We start from the raw sequence: 2692 nt of genomic DNA on the forward strand, positions 1-2692 counted from the left end.
GCCCGCTGATCGATCCCGAGGTCGTTGCCGTCGGCGTCGACCGGTTCCGGGCCGAGGACGACGAGAACCTGTACGTGTCGAACTGCCTCGAGCGGACCTATCCGCGGGGCATGGACTACGAGGTCTTCTCGGCCGCCCGGCTGCTCCAGGCCGATGCCGAGGCCACGCTGCAGCCGGATCGCGAACACGTCACCTCGTACCTGCACCAGAACCGGACCGGGGACATGCGGCTGCTCAATCTCCCCTGGGACGGCCCGGTCGACGGCTCGAAGTACCGGCTGACGCTGGACACGCAGGACGACCGCAACCTGCTCACCACGCTGATCGAGGACTTCGGCGCGGACCAGCTGGACTGCGCGGATCTGGTCGCGATCATGGAGAAACACCCGGAACTGCACGCACTGAACGAGCACATCGAACAGAAGAAGCTCGGCGAGTAACGCTCCGGCAGGCCGCACCTACGGCATGATTTGGGGTGATGACCACCGATGACCCAGACCGCGCGCACTCCTTCGGCGCCGTCGCGGCCGCGTACGACGCGGGCCGGCCGACGTTCCCTGCCGACGCGCTGCGCTGGATCCTCGGTCCCGGCCGGCTGCAGATCCTCGATCTGGGGGCCGGCACCGGCAAGCTGACCGCGGTCGCGGCCGCGCTCGGGCACGACGTGGTCGCGGTCGATCCGTCGGAGGAGATGCTCTCCGTGTGCCGGCGGATCCCCGGCGTCGACACGATGGTCGGGACCGCCGAGTCGATCCCGCTGGCGCACGGCTCGGTGGACGCCGTGATCGTGGGTCAGGCCTTCCATTGGTTCGACCACTCCCGGGCCTTGCCCGAGATAGCTCGGGTACTGCGGCCGCACGGCGTACTGGGGTTGCTCTGGAACAACTCCGACACCGTCGTCCCGTGGGTGCGGAGGTTGCACCGGGCGATCATGGGCGAGGACTTCCTGATCGGGAGCGACGAGTACGACCCGATGCCCACCCTGCTCCAGTCGGATCTGTTCTCGCTGGTGGAGACGGCCCGGTTCCGGCACTGGCACGACCTGGATCGCGGGGGCCTGAGGCAACTGGCCCAGTCGCACTCGCGCATCGCAGTACTGACCGAGTCGCGGCGCGAAGCCGTGCTGGAGCAGATCGACGCGATCTACGACGGTACTGCGCGGCCGCCGGAACCACTGCGGATGCCGTACTTCACGAACTGCTACCGGACCCGTCCCAGCGACCTCGCCAACTACCGCCGCACCCTCGACGCGCCGGTCGCCCCACCGCTCTGACGAGGGCTAACAGGGCGTTGCCAGGGTTTTGCGACCGAAATGTTGTGGTCGTGATCGGACACATTGACGCGGCCAGCCGCTAACGTGCACCTGATCGCTTTGCTAGCGGAGGGGTGCAGATGGACGAGGAAGCAGTGCACGAGCGCGAGGCCCGTGCCTACCAGGCCGTGCACGACGCGAGCGATTTCCAGGAGCTGAAACGGCGGTACAAGAACTTCGTGGTGCCGTGGACCATCGCGTTCATGACCTGGTACCTGGCCTACGTCGCCTGCAACAACTGGGCTCGTGACTTCATGAGTCACAAGCTGATCGGGCACATCAACGTGGCGCTGGTGTTCGGCCTGCTGCAGTTCGTCTCCACCTTCGCGATCGCGGCGATCTACGGCCGGTTCGCGAACCGCAAGCTGGACCCGCTGGCGAGCGGGCTGAACGCCAAGTACAAGAGGGAGCGCCGCCGGTGAAGACTCTTCTCATTCCGCTCGCCGACGCCGAGCCGGGCAACCAGGCTCTGACCATCTCGCTGTTCACGGCGGTGGTTGCCGTGACGCTGTACATCACCTGGTGGGCGTCCCGGCAGAACAAGACCGCGGCGGATTACTACGCGGGCGGGCGGAACTTCAGCGGGGCCCAGAACGGCCTCGCGGTCGCGGGCGACTACATGTCGGCAGCGTCCTTCCTGGGGATCTCCGGCCAGATCGCTCTCTACGGGTACGACGGCTTCCTATACTCGATCGGCTTCCTGGTGGCCTGGCTGGTCGCGCTGCTCCTGGTCGCGGAACTGCTGCGCAACTCGGGCCGCTTCACGATGGCCGACCAGCTCGCCTTCCGGATGAAGCAGCGGCCGGTCCGGACCGCGGCCGCCACCTCCACGATCGTGGTGTCGATCTTCTACCTGCTCGCCCAGATGGTCGGCGCGGGTTCGCTCGTCGGCCTGCTGCTCGGGGTCAAGAGCGAGGGCCTGAAGGCCGGCGTGATCGTTCTGGTCGGCGCGCTGATGATCATCTACGTGACGATCGGCGGGATGAGGGGCACCACCTGGGTGCAGATCGTCAAGGCCGTCCTGCTGATGACCGGCACCCTGCTGATCACCTTCCTGGTGCTGCTGAAGTTCGACTTCAACCCGTCGAAACTGCTCGGCGCGGCCGCGGCCAACTCGGGCAAGGGCGAGGCCTTCCTCCAGCCAGGTCTGCTCTACGGCAAGGACCTGACCGGTCAGATCGACTTCCTGTCGCTGGGCCTCGCGCTGGTCCTCGGCACTGCGGGACTGCCGCACATCCTGATCCGCTTCTACACTGTGCCGGACTCGCGCTCGGCGAGGCGGTCCGTGCAGTGGGCGATCGGCCTGATCGGCGCCTTCTACCTGATGACGCTGGCCCTCAGGTTCGGCGCGGCGGCATTGCTGGACACCGGCAAGGACAG

General features: G+C 67.0%; 3 protein-coding genes and 1 pseudogene. All 4 read left to right on the forward strand.

From position 1 onward, the window contains the following. A pseudogene (locus tag VFG33_RS20660) lies at positions 1–440 on the forward strand (cytidylyltransferase domain-containing protein); the annotation flags it as partial. A 38-nt stretch (positions 441–478) separates the two neighbouring features. Continuing rightward, a complete protein-coding gene (locus VFG33_RS20665) occupies positions 479–1273 on the forward strand; it encodes a class I SAM-dependent methyltransferase (protein WP_325054553.1) in 795 nt (264 codons plus the stop codon). Between the two features lie 119 nt (positions 1274–1392). Beyond that, a complete protein-coding gene (locus VFG33_RS20670) occupies positions 1393–1734 on the forward strand; it encodes a DUF485 domain-containing protein (protein WP_325054554.1) in 342 nt (113 codons plus the stop codon). After that, the coding region (locus VFG33_RS20675) for a solute symporter family protein (protein WP_325054555.1) at positions 1731–2692 on the forward strand (962 nt) is incomplete at its 3' end. The genes VFG33_RS20670 and VFG33_RS20675, both read left to right, overlap by 4 nt.

This window comes from Kribbella sp. (genome assembly GCF_035687465.1).
In the GTDB taxonomy this organism is placed as follows: domain Bacteria; phylum Actinomycetota; class Actinomycetes; order Propionibacteriales; family Kribbellaceae; genus Kribbella.